This window comes from Streptomyces sp. NPDC043870, from assembly GCF_056435785.1.
In genome coordinates this window covers 194,468-212,746 of sequence record NZ_JBWKDT010000009.1, presented here as the reverse complement: position 1 = coordinate 212,746, position 18,279 = coordinate 194,468, and the positions used below count along the sequence as shown (strand labels likewise).

Genomic DNA, 18,279 nt, shown 5'->3' with positions numbered 1-18,279 from the left:
TGGGGGGGGGAAGGAGGAGAGGAGGGAGGGACGGAGAAACCCCCCCCCCCCCCCCCCCCCCCCCCCCCCCCCCCCCCCCCCCCCCCCCCCCCACAGCCGGGCCAGTTCGTCCGCCGGGTAGGGCTTGCGCCACTCGGCGCGCAGGTACGGGTCGTCCTTCGGCGTGTAGACGTACAGGTTCAGCTTGTGCCGGCCCATCCAGTCGAGGCAGGCGAGGCGCTGTTCGTGCGACCAGGGCGGGCCGTGGAAGCCTTCGGCGATGCCGCGCCGCCGCATCCCGGGCCAGTCCCGGATCTCGACGCCGTCGAGCGTCGCGGCGCGGTTCGCGCGCAGAAGCTCCCGGAGGGTCTGCGCCGCGTAGTACGTCCCGGCCGCGTCCGCACCCGCGAGGACGATGCGGTCGTGCCGGGCCGCCACGACATAGCCCTCGGCCGCCATCGTCTCCGCACCCTGGACCCCGAGCGCGTCGAGCGCCGCTGGGGTGGCGGCGTTCTCCTTGGCCCCGCCGACGACGATCACCAGGCCGGGCCCCGGGTCGGTGCGGTCGTCGATCTGGCGGATCGTCCGGACTCCCGCGCTCCGGAGTACGTCCCGCACGACGGTGAGCGCGGGCCCGTCGGTTGCGGCCCCGGCGACCAGGGTGACGGCGGCGGGGATGCGTACGGTCCCCGGGAGCCTCTTCACGGACCGCGGCGTGGGCGCGGGCAACGCCGGGTCCGGGGCTCCGGCGGGTACGGCAGCGGGCTCCGCGCCGGCGTCCGCGGGGCCTTCGGCGTCGCTTTCAGCGGCGACGGCGCGGCCCGTCCCCGTGGGCACCAGCATCGCCAGGACCAGCGCGACCGCGTGGGCCGCGCGCATGCGCCAAGTGAGTTTCGCGTACAGGGAGATCGAGGCGAACGTCATCGCCGCAAGGCCCTCCTCCCGCCACCCGACGGCAGTGCGAGTACTGGATGCCAGAGGACTGGACCATGCATCAGACATCGTTGTCAACGGGTGTGCCGGCATTCCCTCGGATCCTGCACATCCGGTCATCAAAAGGGCAGTGGCGGGCGCACTTCGGGCGGGGCGCGGCCGGGCGTGGCCCCGAGCAGCAGACGCAGCCATCTGCGAGCGATCGCCCTACCGGACGCCCGGATGCCCCGGGATGCCCGGATGCCCGCCGGCTGCTTCTTGCCCTCACCCTGCACCCTCACCCTCACGGTCGAGGGCGAGAAGGCAGCCGCGTACGAGGGCACCGCCGGCCCCGCGCGCCTTCGGCGGCTCGAACTCGGCCGTCCTCGGTGACCGACCGCCCGGGTCCCCTCCGAGTGCCGCGCCTGCGCGACGCAGGACCGTGCCGACGGAGCGCGGAACGCCCGGCCTACTCTGGAGCGGCCATGGATCCCCTCCCGCTCACCCCCGCCCTGCGCGCCCTCCGTCTCTGTCTGCATCTGCTGATGGCGGGGCTGCTGACGCTCGCCGCCGTACGCGCCGTCGCCAACCACGAACCCGACGCCGCGGCCGTCGTCACCGCGGCGGCCGTGACCGCGGCGGTGTACGCGGCGGGCTCCACCCTTCGCGGCGTGCGCGACTCACGTACCGCCGCGGCGCTCTGGCTGGCCGCCCTGTTCACGGCCTGGCTGGCGCTGCTCGGGTTCACGCCGGACGGCCTGTGGGCGGCGTTCCCGCTGTACTTCCTAGAGCTTCATCTGCTGCCCGTGCGCTGGTCCCTGCCGGCCGTCGCCGCGACGGCGGGCGCGGCGATCCTGTCGTACGTGCGGCACGGCCAGCCGCTCAGTCCGGGTGCGTTCATCGGACCGCTCCTGGGTGCGGCCGTCGCCGTGGCGACCGTACTCGGCTACCGGGCGCTGTACCGGGAGAGCGAGCGCAGGCGCCGGCTCATCGAGGAGCTGGTCTCGACCCGCGCCGAGCTGGCGGCGGCCGAGCGGCACGCGGGCACGCTCGCCGAGCGGGAGCGGCTCGCCCGCGAGATCCACGACACGCTCGCGCAGGGGCTGTCCTCCATCCAGTTGCTGCTGCGGGCGGCCGAGCGGGCACTGCCCGCGGACTCCCCCGCGGCGGAGCACATCGGGCAGGCGCGCCGGGCCGCCCAGGACAACCTCGCCGAGGCCCGTCGTTTCGTCCGGGCCCTGACGCCGCCGGACCTGGAGCACGGCACGCTGGCCGCCGCACTGGACCGGCTCACCCGGCCCGGACCGGGTCCGCGTGTCCGGTTCTCGGTCAGCGGCTCTCCCGCCCCGCTGCCCACCCCGTACGAGGTGGCCCTGCTGCGGATCGCCCAGTCGGCCCTCGCGAACACGGTCCGCCACGCGGCGGCCGAGCGCGCCGAGATCACCCTGACCTTCATGGAATCGTCGGTCACGCTGGATGTCGTGGACGACGGGCGGGGGTTCGACCCCATGTCGCCCCGGTCGTCGAGTTCGTCGAGGTCGTCGAGTTCGTCGCCGTCATCCGGGTCGCCCGAGCCGTCCGAGTCGTTCGAACCGTCGGAGCCGTCCGAGGGCGGCTTCGGGCTGCCCGCGATGCGCTCGCGCGCGGAGTCGCTGAACGGCACGTTCACCGTCGAGTCCGCGCCGGGCCAGGGCACCGCCGTCGCCGTCACCCTGCCGCTCTCGCCCGGAGTTCCCTCATGACGATCCGCCTGCTGCTCGCCGACGACCATCCCGTGGTACGGGCCGGGCTGAGGGCCGTCCTGGACACCGAGCCCGGCTTCACCGTCGTCGCGGAGGCCGCCACGGCCGAGCAGGCCGCCGAGAGGGCCGCCGCCGGGGACATCGACGTCGTCCTGATGGACCTTCAGTTCGGCACCGGGATGCACGGTTCGCAGGCCACCGCCGCGATCACGGCCCGGCAGGGCGGACCCCGCGTCCTCGTTCTCACCACGTACGACTCGGACGTCGACATCCTCGCGGCGGTCGAGGCGGGGGCGAGCGGCTATCTGCTGAAGGACGCCCCGCCGGAGGAACTGGCCGCGGCCGTACGGACGGCGGCCGCCGGCCGGTCGGCGCTGGCCCCGGCGGTCGCGCACCGTCTGATGGACCGGATGCGTACGCCCGCACAGGCGCTGACGAAGCGCGAGCTGGAGGTGCTGCAGCTGGTGAGCGAGGGCCTGTCCAACCAGCAGATCAGCAAGCGGCTGTTCCTCAGCCAGGCGACGGTCAAGTCCCATCTGGTCCACGTCTACGCCAAGCTGGGCGTCGACTCCCGTACGGCGGCGGTGGCCGCGGCGACGGCCCGCCGGCTGATCCGCCGCTGACAGCAGGCGTCACCCCCGGCACCACGCGCGGGGCCGCACCACACGTCGCAGCCGCGCCACACATCGGACCGGGCACCATACGTCAGGCCCCGGGGCCACACATCGGGCCGGGCGGCGCGCGTCAGGCCCCGGGGCCACACGTCGGACCCGGGCGGCGCGCGTCAGGTCCGGCGGCGCGCCAGCACCATCCCGCAGCGCGGGCTGCCGTCCCACCTCTTCCCCAGTCCGTCCAGTGCGACCAACTCCACCTCGAATCCGGCCCGTTGCAGCTCGGCGAGGACGTCGGGGAGCGGAAAGGTGCGGTAGTACATGACGAAGCGGGGCCGCCACAGCAGATTGCGCACGCGCATCGACGTGTCGAAGCCGAGCATCGCCCAGTACGCCGGCGAGCCGAAGCGGGGCGGCGCACCCACCGGAAAGGCGAACAGGCCGCCCGGTCGCAGCGCCGAGTGCACCTGTGCGAACAGCGTGGGCCGCTCCTTCGGCAGGAAGTGACCGAACGCCCCGAAGCTCACGGCCAGGTCGAAGGCCGGCCGGAACGGCAGGGCACGGACGTCGGCCCGTACCCAGTCGGCGGCGGGCTCGGCGGACCTGGCCACGCCGAGCATGCCCGCGCTGAAGTCGACTCCGACGACCCGTTCCCCGCACAGCCGCGTCAGGACGCCGGTGCCCGCGCCCGTGCCGCAGCAGATGTCGAGCCCGGTACGGAACGGCCCGAGCGGCCTGAGCGCGCCCACGACCTCGTCGAGAATCCGCTCCGGTGTCCGGAACGGGGTCTGGTCGAACTTCGGCGCGAGCAGGTCGTAACCGTGCTCGACCGACGACAGCGCCTGTAGGGCGAGCTCGCGGAACGTGGGGCCCGTGGAGGTGAACATCACCTCCCAGGGTAGTCAGTCGCCGACGGCGCCGGGCGGGACGCCGATGAGCCTGCTCAGCCAGGTGGCCGGATCCGTGCGTCGGGCCCCTTCGCCTCGCCGAACAGCTCCACCGCGTTCCGCACGTTCGTCAGTCCGCCGGCGAGCGCGCTCACCGACCCGATCGACCCGGCGATCAGCAGGAGCGAGCGGCGCAGCCGCCGGACCTCCGGCACCCCGCTCACCGCCATCGCGTCGATCGCCGCCAGCTCGTCCTCGGCGATCCCGCGGTCGGCGAACTCGGCCGGATGACCGGCCAGTTCGCGTCGCAGCCGGGAGACGGCGGCGCGCAGCGCCGTGACTCTCGGGTCCTCGTCGCTCCCTGTCACCCGCGTCTGCCCCACGCTCCGCAACAAATCTCTCCCCCTCGCACGTCGTTGTGCTGCCCGGTGCAAGACCAGCCGGACGATGGTCAAACGCCTGGGGTCGCGGGCAAGTTAACGCCATTCCGTAGGCGCTTCGCCACTCCGCGGTACGAAATTCAGCTCGACGTGTCGCCTGCCGGCTCCTTGCACCGATCCGCGAGTCGAACTGTCGGCCGAACAGCCGACCGAGCGGCCGACCGAACAGCCGACCGGACCGGCTGCCTGACCGGCTGCCTGACCGACCTGCACGGACCGGTCGATTGCCGGACCGACCAGCCGCGAACCAACCGGCCGCGAACCAACCGGCTGCGGACCGACCGGCGCGGACCATCAGGACGTGTCGACTTCCAGCGCCTTGCGCCAGACCGTCAGGTCAAGCTTGACCAGCCCGCCGGCGACGGCGAGATCGATGCGCCTGCCGGTGCGGCCCGCGGGCGCGGGACCCTGCGGGCCGGGGTACGGGCCCCGGCCGTACGGCGGCGGCGGTACGGGGCCCTGGCCGGGCTGTGTCGGCGCGTACGGCTGTCCCGTTCCGGCTGACGACTGCTCATCTTTTCAGGCCCCCGTTGGTGAACTGCGTTATCGGAACGGCACCTTGTCCAAGTCGCGGCGCCCTCCCGCCATCCCGCCGCCCGATGAGGTATGCAGGGGTGCATGGCTCACACTTCAGACAATCCGCAGGTCGCAGGGCTGGTTCTGGCAGCGGGCGGGGGGCGTCGGCTGGGCGGCCGCCCCAAGGCGTTGCTGGAGCACCGCGGCCGGCCCCTGGTGGAGAACGCGGTGCGCGTTCTGCGGGCGGGCGGCTGCCGGTCCGTGCACGTCGTGCTGGGTGCGGCGGCGGACGAGGTGCTGCGGCGGGCCGAGCTGGCGGGCTGCGTCGTGTCCGTCAACCCGGACTGGGAGGAGGGCATGGGCTCCTCGCTCCGTACCGGTCTCGCGTCGCTGATCACCGCGGGCGGGGACCGGGAAGCGGTGCTCGTCTCGCTGGTGGACCAGCCCGGGATCGGCGCGGCGGCCGTCGCCCGGGTGGTGGCCGCCTGCGACTCCCCCTCGGCCCTGGTCTCGGCCGCGTACGACGGCAGGCGCGGTCATCCGGTCCTGTTCGGCGTCAGCCGGTGGGAGGCAGTCGCGGCGCGTGCGTCGGGCGACCGCGGGGCGCGGGACTACCTCACGGAGCACGAGAAGGAGATCACACTGGTCGAGTGCGGTGACGTGGCGGAGCCGTACGACATCGACACACCGGAAGATCTGGCGCACCTTGAATGAGCACCCAGTGAGCGGTGTGGCACCGAGCGCCACGATGTGTCGACCCAGAGAATCTCGACATCAACAAACCATTGAACTTCCACCATGCGATAACTACTATCCACTGATCAGAAGCGCCCAACACCCCGGACGGCGCCGACGACCGTATCTCGGAGCTCTGGCACTGAGTGCCACATTCATGAACCCGCGGCCGCCAGGCACTGCCCGTGAAGCTCGCTGAAGGAAGTGACAGCTCATGTCCGCACCAGCGCCGTCGCCGCTGGCCATCGTCGAAGCCGAGCCGCTGCCCCGGCAGGAGGAGGTCCTCACCGACGCGGCCCTCGCCTTCGTGGCCGAGCTGCACCGGCGGTTCACGCCCCGGCGTGACGAGCTCCTCGCCCGCCGCGCCGGGCGCCGTGCCGAGATCGCCCGTACCAGCAGCCTCGACTTCCTCCCGGAGACCGCACAGATCCGCGAGGACGAAAGCTGGAAGGTCGCCCCGGCCCCGGCCGCGCTCAACGACCGCCGCGTCGAGATCACCGGCCCGACCGACCGCAAGATGACCATCAACGCCCTGAACTCGGGCGCGAAGGTCTGGCTCGCCGACTTCGAGGACGCCTCCGCACCCACCTGGGAGAACGTCGTCCTCGGCCAGCTCAATCTGATCGACGCCTACGAGCGCCGCATCGACTTCACCGATGACCGCTCGGGCAAGTCGTACGCCCTGCGGCCGGCCGAGGAACTCGCCACCGTCGTGATGCGCCCCCGCGGCTGGCACCTGGAGGAGCGCCACCTGCGCTTCGAGGGCCGCCCGGTCCCGGGCGCGCTGGTCGACTTCGGTCTGTACTTCTTCCACAACGCGAAGCGCCTGATCGACCTCGGCAAGGGCCCCTACTTCTACCTCCCGAAGACGGAGTCGCACCTGGAGGCCCGCCTCTGGAACGACGTCTTCGTCTTCGCCCAGGACTACGTCGGCATCCCCCAGGGCACCGTCCGCGCCACCGTCCTGATCGAGACGATCACGGCCGCGTACGAGATGGAGGAGATCCTCTACGAGCTCCGCGACCACGCCGCCGGGCTGAACGCCGGCCGCTGGGACTACCTGTTCTCCATCGTCAAGAACTTCCGCGACGGCGGCGCCAAGTTCGTCCTCCCGGACCGCAACGCGGTGACGATGACGGCGCCCTTCATGCGCGCGTACACCGAGCTTCTCGTCCGTACCTGCCACAAGCGGGGCGCCCACGCGATCGGCGGTATGGCGGCCTTCATCCCCTCGCGCAAGGACCCCGAGGTCAATCGCGTGGCCTTCGAAAAGGTCAAGGCCGACAAGGACCGCGAGGCCGGCGACGGCTTCGACGGCTCCTGGGTCGCCCACCCCGACCTGGTCCCGATCGCCATGGCCTCCTTCGACGCCGTCCTGGGCGACAAGCCCAACCAGAAGGACCGCCTCCGCGAGGACGTGCACGTCACGGCTCCCGAACTCATCGACATCGCCTCCCTGGACGCCCACCCCACCTACGAAGGCCTGCGCAACGCCGTCCAGGTCGGCATCCGCTACATCGAGGCCTGGCTCCGCGGCCTCGGCGCCGTCGCCATCTTCAACCTGATGGAGGACGCCGCCACCGCCGAGATCTCCCGCTCCCAGATCTGGCAGTGGATCAACGCGGGCGTGGAATTCGAGCACGACGGAAAGACCGTGACCGCGACCCCGGAGCTGGCCCGCGAGGTCGCGGCGCAGGAGCTGGCCGCGATCCGCGCCGAACTGGGCGACGAGGCCTTCACGGCAGGCAAGTGGCAGCAGGCCCACGACCTGCTGCTGCACGTCTCGCTGGACGCGGACTACGCCGACTTCCTGACGCTTCCGGCGTACGAACAGCTGGTCGGCTGACCCGTCGTTCCGTTGCCCTGCCGCCGCCCCCGGTATCGCACAGCACCGGGGGGCGGCGCGCCGTCCCGGAGGCGGCCCGGGCCGGGGGCTTCATCCGCAACGGCGACTACCATCTCACCGACCTGTTCATCTACGCGGACGGCCTCATCGACTGCTGGGGCCTGGTCACCCTCGAAGAGTTCGAGGAGAAGCTGCGCCGAGGCTGGGTCGCCACCGAACTCCCGGACGGCGGCAGGGCGTCGGATCACGAGCTGGCCGGCTGGACGTTCAGCGAGCCGCGCACCTGGCACACCCCCGAGCTGCTGCTCGCCGAGGTGCGGGACACCATCGACCAGCTGAACCGCCGCCCCGACTCGACGGAGCGGTGCCTTGCGGCCGTTGACGCGTTCCTCGCCGACCGGACCGAGGAGAAACGGGCCGCGGCTCGCGCCGCCTACCTCGCCATCCCCAGCACCCAGCGCCGCTACGCGCTCGGCGACATGGACCGGAAGGACTGGCCGCTCCGGGTCCTGGTGACCGGGCCGGGCGGACATATGGAGGCCTGGCCGGACGAGCCCGTCACGCAGGAGGCCTACGAGAGGGCAGTCGCCTACTTCGAGGACCGGGCGAAGTGGATCGCCGAACGGCCCTCGCGGGTCCCGGCGGACGGACCGGCGAACCCGGTCGCGCCCGCGATCCATCTGTACCAGTCGTATCCGCTGAGGCCGTCGGACGATCCGGGCACGCAGGCCCTGCGCAACGACTACCCCGCGCCCATCGACGTCGACGGCGTCACCTATCCCTCCGTCAGCAGCGCGTACCGGGCGCTCTCCGCCGCCGACCCCGACGCCCGGGCCACGATCACGGACGCGGACGCGGACACAGCCGCCGACGCCCATGGGCCGGCCACGGACGCCCGCCGCCGCGACGGCTGGGAGCAGGCCCGGGCCGCTGTCATGACCGGCCTGCTGCGGGCCAAGTACACCCAGCACGCCAACCTGGCCGAGATCCTGCTCGCGACGGGCGACGCGACCCTCGTCTACGACGACGCCGACTCCGGCTACTGGGGCGACAACGCCGGCCGCGGCAGGAACTGGACCGGTCGCCTCCTCGAACTCGTCCGCTCCGAACTGCACGCACGAGGTTGCCCTTGAACCGCACGGCCGCGCCCGAGGCGAAGCCCGAGCCCGTAATGGTGATCTTCGTGAAGGCCGTCCCGTGATGCGGGTTGACGTCGCTGACCACAACGGGCGCGGGCCCGTCGTAGGCGAACCGCCCCAGCGGGACGGCCGGCGACGTGCCGAGCCGGTTGGTGACGCGGACGTCGACGATGCCGACTCCGTCGGGCACGATCGCCTTGATCCACTCGCCCGCGCTGCACCCGACCGGGACGTCATGGGCCCGCGGGCCGTCGGATTTCAGGCTCCCGGCCCAGCGCCGCGTACCAGGCCACCGCCTCGCCATCAGACGGTGCTCCCGCCACCGGCCGCCCCGGGGCGGGTTCGGAGGCGCGAGAAGCCGGATCCCCCATCCTGTATCGCTCGACCCGCTCCTGGACTCCACATCCGATCGAACGATGAGCTGATCCACAGGGCACTGCCTAGCCCACCACGACTGTGCGTTGGGCCGAGAAGTCACCCCAAGTGCCGTCCCGCAGCTTCGCCCTGAGTTTGATGCTGTAGCGCGTGCCGGGCTTTTCGGTGACCGTCATCGTGTATGTCGCCGTCCCGGAGGGCGGGGCGCCGCCCCAGACGATGGTCGTGGCGAGTGTGCCGTTGAGGAAGAGCTGGTGCTCCCTGACCGGGGCGCCCGTCTTCGGTGGGGTCCAGGTCAGGTCCACGGCGCCCTTGCGGATCGTGGCCTTCAGACCGGTCGGCGCGGTGCTCGGGTGGTCCCCCCGGGCGGGGGCGGTCGTGAGGTCGAGCGTCGCGCTGTCCGGGGAGGAGTTGTCCGCCGCGTCGCGTGCCCGGACCGTGAAGGTGTAGACGGTGCCGGGGCGCAGGCCGAGGATGCGGGCGGTGGTCGTCGTGGCGGGGACGGTGTGGATGCGGGAGTCGGCCTGGTAGATGTCGTACGACGTGACGGCCGTGTCGTCGCTGGACGCGCCCCAGGTCAGGGTGACCGAGCGGGCTCCCTCGGCCCTCCCCTTCGGGGGGCCTGGGGTGCTCGGGGGGCGGCTGTCCTCGGCTGCCGGGGCGAGGGTCGTCACGGGGACCGACGCGCTGTGCGGCGAGGCGTTGCCGGCGGCGTCGAGGGCGCGGACCGTGAAGGTGTAGGCGGAGGACGGCGTCAGGCCGTCGACGTCGATCATGTGCTTGGTGGCGGGGACGGATTTCACCTTGGTACCGGTGCGGAAGACTTCGTATGTGGTGACCCCGCGGTCATCAGCGGACCCTTCCCACATGACGTGCACGGAAGTGGCGCTGCCGGCCTGTGCCGTGACACCGCCCGGCGCGGACGGGCCGCGGGTGTCCTTGGCTTGCTGTTCACCGCCACAGGCGGCGAGCAGCAGCGCCGCCGCGCATATCAACAAGGGGGATCCCAGGGGGCGTTGCACCGGACTGCCTCCGTCCGACGGAGCATTGGTCCAGACCTGTATGGCACAGTCGGGCAACGCCCGGCAAGAGCCCGCGCACGCCCGAGCGTGCGCGGTCGACCACCAGTGGCGGTCACACCGTGAGCGCGGCGGCCTCCTGGCGTGCCTGGTGCAGCCAGAGCGCGCGCTGCTCGTCGGTCGAGTCGGTGACGGTACGGAAGACGACCCGGCGGACGTCGGCAACTCCCGTGTACGGCAGCACACATGCCGACCAGACCGCCTGCAGCGGGTCCCCGAATTCGCTCTCCTCACGCTCGGCCGGCGTGTCCGAGGTGTTCAGCACGAGCGCCCGGCCCGCCTTCAGGAGCCCGGCCGGCTCCCCGTCCGCGGTCCCCAGCTTGTAGGCGACACCCGGCACGAACACGCGCTGAACCCAACCCGTGAGGACGGCCGGCGGCATACCCCACCAGTTCGGGTGGACGAACACCATGGCGTCGAGGGTGGCCACCTCGGCCCGGTGCAGAGCCAGGTGCGGGTCGTGCGCGAGGGATGCCGACCGGACCGTGTCCGTCTCCTCGGCGGACAGGAGCGGAACGAAACCCTCGGCACAGAGGTCGTGCGCGACGACCTGCGCCCCTCGCCCGTGCAGCTCGTCCACCACGGCATCGAACAGAGCGTGGTTGAAGCTGCCCGGCCGTGGGTGTGCGAGGTAGACGCCTACACGCATGGTTCGCTCCCTGATCGCTACAGGTACGTAGTCGATGCGCCGCTGCCTCTCCCGTTCAGGCCCTTCAGGCGCTTCAGGCCCTTCGGGGCCGGTCCGGCACGTTACGGGATGCGGTGGGATTCCGGCCTGCGAATTATCGGTGCGTCCTCCCCCGCCCCGCCCCTCTCACCGTCTTCACCGCATGCGCCGCCAAGTCCCTGACCACGCTGTCCGGGTGGCGGTCGCGCAGGCCCTCCAGGACGCGGAGGGACAACGACGGATCGGTGGTGGCCAGGGCCGGAATGAGGGACGCGGCGCCGCCCGGCCAGGTGGACGCGGCTTCGTCGAAGGCGTCGAGGAGGGCCGCCGGGGGCACCTCTGGCTTGCGTTCCTCGGCTGCGGAGGCGACGGAGGCGCGCATGTCCTCGCTCCAGTGGAGGTCCAGGTCTTCCAGGAGCAGTGCCGCCCGGGCGCTGAGGGGGACCATGTCCTCCGAGGCGGGCTCCCCTCTGTTGAGGAGGACGAGGCGGGCGTGGGCGCCGGAGGCCGGGTCGGTGAGGGCCGGGCGGAGCACGCCTGCGGGGATGCCGGCGAGGTCGAGCGCGGCGAAGAGCGCGGACAGGGACAGGCCGGGGGAACCGGCCGAGACGGCGGCCAGCAGTTCGCCCCAGGGCGCGTCCGTGGCTCCGCGGGCCGTGGTCCACGAGGACAGGGCCGCGGCGGCGATCGCCGGGGGCCAGTACTGGACGGCCGCAACGGTCTGCGCGGCGTCCCAGGCGGCGACGGACTGGATGTCGGGCGCCGCGACATGGCCCACGGCCAGGACGTGGCGCACGACGGCGCTGCCGAGCGGCGTGAGGCCGTACGCGTCACCGGTACGGAAGACACAGCCGGTGCCGGCCAGTTGGTCGACGACGCCGGCCAGGGCGCGGGCGTGTTCTTCGAGCTCCGAGCGGTCGGCCTCGGTCAGTTCGGGCAGGCCGAGGAGGGCCGCGAGTTCGTCGAGCGGCGGCGTCGTGTACGCGGCGGGCGCGGTGTCGGGGACCGGGACGGGGGCGTCCTCCAGCTCCGGGGAGATCTTCCAGTCGGCGTGGTCGGAAGCCTTCCGCGCCACGGAGTCGGGGGTGCAGCCGCGCTCGTACAGCGCGTAGAGCACATGCGCCGCGTCGAGGGCGTACACCTCGCCCGGCTCCTCGCCCGGCTCCTCGCGCAGCTCCTCGCCCGGCCCGGGGCCGGCGGCGATGCGATCGACGGCAACGGCCAGGATGTCCGCGCCGAGTTCGGTCAGTTCCTGAGGGGTTCCATCGGTCCAGACGGCGCTGGCCGGGCCGGGGAATCCGCACTGTTCGGCGAGGTCGCGCACCTCGTCGGCGCCCGAGGCGAGCGACGCGGGCAGCGGGGCGGCGTGCAGCAGTGCCTTGATCTCGTCGGGGGCGGGCAGTGCGGACGGCGGCGGCAGCGGGACGGCGGAGTCGCCGTAGTAGTCGAGATGCTCGTCGAGGAAACGGTCGGCCAGGACGACATGGGGCAGCGCCTCCGGGCCGGGGGCCAGAGCCTCGTACGGTCCCGCCAGCGCGGCGCTGAGCCCCGCGGCGGTCCAGTGGTCGGTCAGGGCGGCCGCGAGGTCCTCCAGCTCGGCCGTGAGCGCCTCTTCCGGCCGGTCGGCCGAGAGGGCGGGCGTGGCGGGCAGCAGGGGCCCGGCCGGTGGCGGTCGTTCCATGTCGTGGGCGAATGCGGCAAGCAGCGCCTCGGTCAGCCGGACGCGGGACGCGAACGTGCACGCCGTGATGTCGGAGCGGTGCAGCGGATCGGGGAGTTCCGGGCGGTCGGCACGCGGTGCGGCGTCCAGCGCGGCGAGCCAGGTCCGGACGGCCTCGGCATCGTCGGCATCGACACCGTCCGCCCGCAGCAGTGACGCGTACCAGCGGTGCCAGGTGAGGTTCCGCGGGTCGGACATCGCCCGTTCGAACTCCGGCAGGGCCTCGTCGACGGCCGCCAGCAAGCGGGCGTGGCGCTTGGCATTGAGCCGGCCCGCCGCGCGTACGTAGTCCGCGAGAGCCGTGAGGACGTCGCGGACTGCGGCGAGCTCGGGCGGGGCGGCCCACAGCAGGAGCGGCACGTCCTCATGGAGCACGCGCCGCAGCAGCTCCGGCGTCGGCTCGGGCACGCCCGCCCTCCGGTCCGCACCGCGCAGGGCGAGCAGGGCGAGCACGGCGTCCGCAGGGCGTACGGGCAGAGCGGCTCCCCGCTCCGTCCGCGCCCAGGCGAGGAAGTCGTCGAGGCCGGTGTTCAGGACAGTCGTACGCGTCACCCGGGGAGCGTACGGGCGAGCGCGGGGCGCTGCCCGCCCTGGCGCGAGCGGATAGCCCGATCGGAGGAAACCTCTGGTCGCCGGCCGTATGCCGGACGGCGGAGCGGCCGGCGATGAGTTTGCGCGCGCGGGAAGGTCTGCCAGTCATGGAAACGGACGAGAGGAACAAGATGAACACGAGGAGCGCCCCGGACCTGGGACCGGTCGCCGCGGGCGTGGACCGGATCGCGCGGGGCATCGACGACGCCCGGCTCGGGGACCCGACCCCCTGTCCGAAGTACGCCGTACGGGAACTGCTCGCCCATGTGGTGGGGCTGTCCGTGGCCTTCCGCGATGCCGCGCGCAAGGACTTCGGCCCGACGACCGGCACCGACCCGGGCACGGTCGAGTGGGTTCTGGACGACGACTGGCGTACGAAGCTGCCGCGCGTTCTGGAGGAGCTCGTGACGGCCTGGCGCGACCCCGGCGCCTGGGACGGCGACACCCAGGCCGGTGGGATCACCTTCCCGGCCGCGATCGCGGGCCGGGTCGCCCTCAACGAGCTCCTCGTCCACGGCTGGGACCTGGCCCGCGCCACGGGCCAGGACTACGCCCCGGAGGAGGCCGGCGTCCAGGTGTCGTACGCCCTGATGGCCCCGGCCGCGGACGACCCGGGCCGCGGCGGCATGTTCGGCCCGGTCGTACCGGTGCCGGACGACGCACCGCTGCTCGACCGGGTCATCGGGCTCAGCGGACGGCGACCGGACTGGACGCCCGGGGCGGCCTGAGCCGACGTGGGCCCGCGCTCGGCATCGCCCTTGGCGCCGCATACGGCCGCTCGGCCGTGACGCGAACATGATCGGCTAAGGTGACGGGCGGCTGTTGCCGAGCCGAGCGCACAGCAGCACACATGAATACGTTCCGGGGGACCCAGTTGGCCACGTTGACCACCCGTCAGCGCCTGATCACTCGCATACGTACGATGCCCAGTCCTCTCGCCGCGGCTGCCGTACTGACGCGCCCCTCCCGCCCCGACCGCATTCACGACCCGGTCATCACCCGGCTGCAGCACGGCCGCACGGCGCTTGGCCTGGTGGCCATGGGATGGCTGCTCCTCTCCTACCCGTTGCGCAAGGGTCGTGAGGAGTTCGTCCTCGGCAAGCTGGAGGAGCTGGTCATCGGCTGCGGCATCGTGCTGATGGCCGGAATCATCGGCGTCGGCGCCTTCGTCTTCTCGGCCCGGCCGCCTCTCGGCCGCATGTACGCGAGCCGCGTCGGCGGCCCGCTGCGCGCGCTGGCCGCGATCCCTCTGGGAGCGGGCGTCTGCTGGCTGATGACGGCCGCGCTGGGCGGCGACGTCGTCACGACCTCGGACGTGGGCCGGCACGACTTCTTCTTCGGCCTGTTCGGCGACACCGCCGGCACGCTGATCAGCGGCCTCGTGATCGCGCTGCTGTTCGTCGCGGCGGCCGTGGTCTGCGCCGTCGTCCTCCTCGCGGCGGCGGGCTTCACGCTGGCGGCCGCCGTCAACGGACTGAACTCCTGTTTCCGGACCGCGGACGTCCACGAGCTGCTGCCGGCCCTGCTCTCCCCGCTGCTGGTGTGGTCGCTCTTCGCCCTTCAGCTCTTCGACGATGCCGACGTGGCGGCGCCACCCGAGGTGCTCTACACCTTCCTGCTCGGCGGTCCGCTGTCGGTGACCGCCCTCTCGGTGTGGGAGGCACGACGGCTGCGCAGTCGGTACGGCGTGACCCTGCGGTCGGCCCTGGGCCGCTAGGTTCCGTCCGGTCTGTGAGCGGGCTGGGATCCGGCACCCCGGACCAGTGAGCTGACCCAGGAGGCAATCGAGTGGGGATCCTCACCCTCCATTAAGTTGTACACAATCTAATTGGGTACTAGCTTTCTTGTCGGGAACAGCGAGCGAGAAGGAGAGCCTGCGATGGATTTCAGCCGGTACGAGGCCTACAACCCCGTCGAACGCCCCAGGTACCAGCAGGAGCTGGACGAGGTAGTGCGCAATGTCGGACGCCGCACCCGTGAGTCGGTCGAGCGGCAGGGCGTGGGGCGGGCGGTCCGTACGGCGCACGGCAAGACGTACGGCCTCGTCAAGGCATCGGTCACGGTGGGTGAGGTCCCGGAGCCGTACGCCCAGGGGGTCTTCGCCGGGCCGGCCACGTACGACGCGGTCGTGCGCTACTCCAACGGACTCGGGCATCTGCGCGCGGACTCCCTGCTCGGGGCGGCCTGCGGCATGGGCATCAAGATGTTCGGAGTGCCCGGCGACTCCCTGCTGGCGGACGAGGCGGAGGCCACCACCTTCGACCTCAACCTGATCAACAACAAGGTCTTCTTCGCCAACACCGCCTACGACTACATGGTCATCGAGGAGCTCTTCGCCGAACTCCCCGACGCCCTGGTGAACCCGGCACGGCGGAAGTCGTGGATGGGTGAGTTCCTGACCCGGCGCGGGACACTGGCGACCTCGGACGAGTGGCTGTGGGACGAACTGTTCGCGATGCTGTCGTTCACCCAGGTCCCGCGCCGGAACCTGCTCTCGTACACGTACAACAGCATGGGAGCCTTCCGGTACGGCGACCACATCGCCAAGATCCGCACGGTCCCCGTCTCCCCCGTCACCCACCTCGACGTGGATGTGCAGGCCGATGGCGAGGCCTTCCGCAACACGCTCGTGGCCGAGACGGCAGAGCGGGACCACGCCTTCGAGCTGCAGGTGCAGCTCAACGCCGACCTCGCGCGGATGCCCGTGGACAACACGTCGGTGGAGTGGCCGGAGCAGCTCTCTCCCTGGGTGACGGTCGCCCGGATCGACATTCCCCGCCAGGCCATCGGCGGTGAGGAGAACCTCACCGCCGCCGACGGCACATCGATCACCCCATGGCGCACCCGCGAGGATCACCGGCCCATCGGTGAGATCCAGCGCGTGCGCGAGGAGGTCTACCGGCGCTCCTCGATCGAGCGCCACCGCCTCAACGGGCAGCCGCGCCAGGAGCCGGCGAGCAGCGCCGAGCTCCTGGGCTGAGCTCCCGGGCTGGGCTCCCGGGCTGGGCATCTGGTTTGAACTCCCGGGCTGAACTCCCGCTCCGGGCAGCCCTCTTCAGGGCGTCGGGATCGGCCCGTCCCCCAGCGGGTTGAGCTGGTCCGCCTCCCCCTCGAACGCGAAGAGCAGCAGATCGGCCATGGTGAACGCACCATGGCGGACAGCAGGCAGGGACGGCCGCCAGCCCGGGTGCTTCACGATCGAGCTGCGGCTGCCCTCCATCGCGCGGTGGAAGACCTCGGCGACCAGATGGCCGCCGACGCCGGTCAGCCGGCCCGGATGGCGCCGGTTCGTCTCGGCCTCGCGGAGGATGTAGAACCAGAGCGGGGTGTGCGCGACCAGCTCCGCGCGCTGGTCCGCCGTCAGTCCGGTCAGATCCGCGCCACTGCCCGTTCCGTTCAGGATCTGGTCGGCGCCGAGCGGCTCGATGCCCATTTCGGCGGCCAGTTGGGGGCCGGTGGCGAGTTCGACCATCGCCGCGCGAGCCAGGTTACGGAAGGCCAGATTGCGGTGGAGGGCGAGCGGAGCGGGCTGTCCGCGGCCTGCGAAGGTGCCGGCGGGCAGGGTGGTGAGCGGGTCGACGAGGCGGGTGTCGATGCGCTTGGCGAGGTTGAAGTCCCCCGCCGGTACGGCCAGATCGTCGCGGCCCGCTTCGGCAAAGTCGAACAGTCGGCGGAAATCGGCGACCCAGTTGCTGGGGAGGCGGAGATTCTCGCCGGACTGCGGGTCGTCGAGGTCGCTGAGGTCGTCGGGGCCCGGGCTGAGGTTCCCTGCTGTACCGCTGAAGCGGAACAGCAGTCCGAGGGAGGCGGGGCCGCCGGGGCCGCCCGTACGGAAGACCCGGTTCCACTCGTAGCCGTCCCGGATCATGCTGTGGCCGAGCCGGTAGGCCGCGACAGAGAACTCGATCGGCATGGTCGGCCGGGCGCCAGGCCGGTACTCCCCCTGCGGGTCGAAGAAGCGGCGCCCGTACGTGAAGACGCGCGCCACGATCTCCGGGTCGACGATCCGCGGCAGGAAGTCGGTGCGCAGCATCCACTGGTAGTGCTTGACGACCGTGTCGCGGGCGGCCCTGAAGAGCAGCGGCTCGGGCACGCCGCTCGTGGCGAGGTGCCGGTGCACCTGGTTGTGGAAGCGGATGAACGCGAGATGGAGCTGGCCGACGGCCAGGTTCTCGTCGTTGCGGGCGTCGGGGATGAGTGCGGCACGCTGGTCGGCGCGCGTGCCGCCGGCGCCTTCGCCGGCGCGCGGCAGGTCGAAGCCCTTCATGTCGCTGTTGGCCGGCGGGAGGTCCGGCGGGAAGGGCACCCCGAGCGAGGTACCCGTCCTCAGCCGTCCGTCGGGCTCGTAGAAACGGGCGCTGCCGCGGTGGTCGGGGCCGATGCCGTACACCGAGTCGAGGTCGAGGGCGGGTGAGCGCCCCTGGAGCAGGTCATCGACGGGGACCTGCTCGCCGAGCGCGGCCCGAGTGTTGTCGAGTGTCAGGTCGTGGTCGACGAACTGACCGAGATAGGTGAATCCGGAAGGAATCCCCGGTGCGCCGGCGGCGTCGGAGTCGGGGTCGGGTCCTGCCGCGGCGGTGGTCATCGCCTCGGCGAGCAGGGCCCTTGTCTCCTCGCTGATCTGAACGCCCTTCTCCGCGCTGAGCCGGGAGAAGCGGAAGGCGCGTTGCCGCTCGTCGGGAGTCGGGGCGCGCGATTCGCCCCCTCCTGCGTCCGACGGTTCAAGCACGCGGTTCTCGTTGACGACGTAGTAGCTCTCACGGTGGTGACGGTGCACGCCGTGCCCCCTGTTCTGTCCCCCCTACCACGCGCGGTTCCTCCCGCGTGGCGGCCATGCGTCCTGTCTGCCCTGTACGACGTCATACGTCTGGGATCGGTTGAAGGGTCCGTCGAGTACGGCCGAATTCCGCCGTACGGCAGGGGTGTACGGGCCTCCCGACGCTCTGATAGGAAAGCTTCCTAACAGAGCACAGGAACACCGGAGCACTGGAGCAGCAGCAACACCCAGCACATCCAGAACACCCAGAACACCAGAACACC

The 18,279-nt window shown here is 71.9% G+C and carries 15 protein-coding genes; 8 read left to right on the top strand and 7 right to left on the bottom strand.

What is annotated here, in order from left to right:
* The coding region (locus AC0699_RS14900; RefSeq protein ID WP_478659885.1) for a glycoside hydrolase family 20 zincin-like fold domain-containing protein at positions 1 to 903 on the bottom strand (903 nt) is incomplete at its 3' end.
* A 473-nt stretch (positions 904 to 1,376) separates the two neighbouring features.
* On the opposite strand from AC0699_RS14900, the gene AC0699_RS14895 reads away from it, so the two are divergent.
* Both AC0699_RS14895 and AC0699_RS14890 read left to right on the top strand, forming a co-directional pair.
* Positions 1,377 to 2,633, top strand: a complete 1,257-nt coding sequence (locus AC0699_RS14895) for a sensor histidine kinase (protein WP_478659883.1) — start codon at positions 1,377 to 1,379, stop codon at positions 2,631 to 2,633.
* Positions 2,630 to 3,256: a response regulator gene (locus AC0699_RS14890; protein WP_469772398.1), complete on the top strand. Its 627-nt coding sequence runs from the start codon at positions 2,630 to 2,632 to the stop codon at positions 3,254 to 3,256. The genes AC0699_RS14895 and AC0699_RS14890 overlap by 4 nt, the downstream gene beginning before the upstream one ends.
* Positions 3,257 to 3,417: 161 nt before the next feature.
* On the opposite strand, the gene AC0699_RS14885 is transcribed toward AC0699_RS14890, so the two are convergent.
* Entirely contained in the window at positions 3,418 to 4,131 is a 714-nt protein-coding gene (locus AC0699_RS14885) for a class I SAM-dependent methyltransferase (protein ID WP_478659881.1), read from the bottom strand.
* 56 nt (positions 4,132 to 4,187) lie between these two features.
* Entirely contained in the window at positions 4,188 to 4,526 is a 339-nt protein-coding gene (locus AC0699_RS14880; RefSeq protein ID WP_478659879.1) for a DUF5955 family protein, read from the bottom strand.
* 663 nt (positions 4,527 to 5,189) lie between these two features.
* On the opposite strand from AC0699_RS14880, the gene AC0699_RS14875 reads away from it, so the two are divergent.
* From AC0699_RS14875 to AC0699_RS14865, 3 genes are all read left to right on the top strand, one after another.
* On the top strand, positions 5,190 to 5,801 hold the full coding sequence (locus AC0699_RS14875) for a nucleotidyltransferase family protein (RefSeq protein ID WP_478659877.1): 612 nt from the start codon (positions 5,190 to 5,192) through the stop codon (positions 5,799 to 5,801).
* 235 nt (positions 5,802 to 6,036) lie between these two features.
* Complete coding sequence (gene aceB / locus AC0699_RS14870; protein WP_478659875.1) at positions 6,037 to 7,668, top strand: malate synthase A; 1,632 nt, start codon at positions 6,037 to 6,039, stop codon at positions 7,666 to 7,668.
* Between the two features lie 17 nt (positions 7,669 to 7,685).
* Positions 7,686 to 8,801: an NADAR family protein gene (locus AC0699_RS14865; protein ID WP_478659964.1), complete on the top strand. Its 1,116-nt coding sequence runs from the start codon at positions 7,686 to 7,688 to the stop codon at positions 8,799 to 8,801.
* 446 nt (positions 8,802 to 9,247) lie between these two features.
* Here AC0699_RS14865 and AC0699_RS14860 read toward each other — a convergent pair whose 3' ends face one another.
* The 3 genes from AC0699_RS14860 to AC0699_RS14850 all read right to left on the bottom strand — a co-directional run bounded on the left by AC0699_RS14860 (position 9,248) and on the right by AC0699_RS14850 (position 13,200).
* On the bottom strand, positions 9,248 to 10,180 hold the full coding sequence (locus AC0699_RS14860) for a fibronectin type III domain-containing protein (protein WP_478659873.1): 933 nt from the start codon (positions 10,178 to 10,180) through the stop codon (positions 9,248 to 9,250).
* A 136-nt stretch (positions 10,181 to 10,316) separates the two neighbouring features.
* Positions 10,317 to 10,910, bottom strand: coding sequence for an NAD(P)H-dependent oxidoreductase (locus AC0699_RS14855; RefSeq protein WP_478659871.1), 594 nt, complete (start codon positions 10,908 to 10,910; stop codon positions 10,317 to 10,319).
* A 133-nt stretch (positions 10,911 to 11,043) separates the two neighbouring features.
* Complete coding sequence (locus AC0699_RS14850; RefSeq protein ID WP_478659869.1) at positions 11,044 to 13,200, bottom strand: hypothetical protein; 2,157 nt, start codon at positions 13,198 to 13,200, stop codon at positions 11,044 to 11,046.
* Between the two features lie 146 nt (positions 13,201 to 13,346).
* On the opposite strand from AC0699_RS14850, the gene AC0699_RS14845 reads away from it, so the two are divergent.
* The 3 genes from AC0699_RS14845 (at position 13,347) to AC0699_RS14835 (ending at position 16,219) form a co-directional block, all read left to right on the top strand.
* The gene (locus tag AC0699_RS14845; protein ID WP_478659867.1) at positions 13,347 to 13,967 is read left to right on the top strand and encodes a TIGR03086 family metal-binding protein; all 621 of its coding nucleotides are present in this window, start codon (positions 13,347 to 13,349) and stop codon (positions 13,965 to 13,967) included.
* A 194-nt stretch (positions 13,968 to 14,161) separates the two neighbouring features.
* On the top strand, positions 14,162 to 14,956 hold the full coding sequence (locus tag AC0699_RS14840; protein WP_478659865.1) for a hypothetical protein: 795 nt from the start codon (positions 14,162 to 14,164) through the stop codon (positions 14,954 to 14,956).
* Between the two features lie 162 nt (positions 14,957 to 15,118).
* Positions 15,119 to 16,219, top strand: a complete 1,101-nt coding sequence (locus AC0699_RS14835) for a catalase family protein (RefSeq protein WP_478659863.1) — start codon at positions 15,119 to 15,121, stop codon at positions 16,217 to 16,219.
* Between the two features lie 75 nt (positions 16,220 to 16,294).
* Here AC0699_RS14835 and AC0699_RS14830 read toward each other — a convergent pair whose 3' ends face one another.
* Positions 16,295 to 18,016, bottom strand: a complete 1,722-nt coding sequence (locus tag AC0699_RS14830) for a peroxidase family protein (protein ID WP_478659861.1) — start codon at positions 18,014 to 18,016, stop codon at positions 16,295 to 16,297.
* Positions 18,017 to 18,279: the final 263 nt, after the last annotated feature.

Bases quoted from the DNA above. Each gene is read 5' to 3' on its own strand.
- AC0699_RS14895 (WP_478659883.1), top strand. From the start codon at position 1,377: ATGGATCCCCTCCCGCTCACCCCCGCCCTGCGCGCCCTCCGTCTCTGT.
- AC0699_RS14890 (WP_469772398.1), top strand. From the start codon at position 2,630: ATGACGATCCGCCTGCTGCTCGCCGACGACCATCCCGTGGTACGGGCC.
- AC0699_RS14885 (WP_478659881.1), bottom strand. From the start codon at position 4,131: ATGTTCACCTCCACGGGCCCCACGTTCCGCGAGCTCGCCCTACAGGCG.
- AC0699_RS14875 (WP_478659877.1), top strand. From the start codon at position 5,190: ATGGCTCACACTTCAGACAATCCGCAGGTCGCAGGGCTGGTTCTGGCA.
- aceB (WP_478659875.1), top strand. From the start codon at position 6,037: ATGTCCGCACCAGCGCCGTCGCCGCTGGCCATCGTCGAAGCCGAGCCG.
- AC0699_RS14855 (WP_478659871.1), bottom strand. From the start codon at position 10,910: ATGCGTGTAGGCGTCTACCTCGCACACCCACGGCCGGGCAGCTTCAAC.
- AC0699_RS14845 (WP_478659867.1), top strand. From the start codon at position 13,347: ATGGAAACGGACGAGAGGAACAAGATGAACACGAGGAGCGCCCCGGAC.
- AC0699_RS14840 (WP_478659865.1), top strand. From the start codon at position 14,162: ATGCCCAGTCCTCTCGCCGCGGCTGCCGTACTGACGCGCCCCTCCCGC.
- AC0699_RS14835 (WP_478659863.1), top strand. From the start codon at position 15,119: ATGGATTTCAGCCGGTACGAGGCCTACAACCCCGTCGAACGCCCCAGG.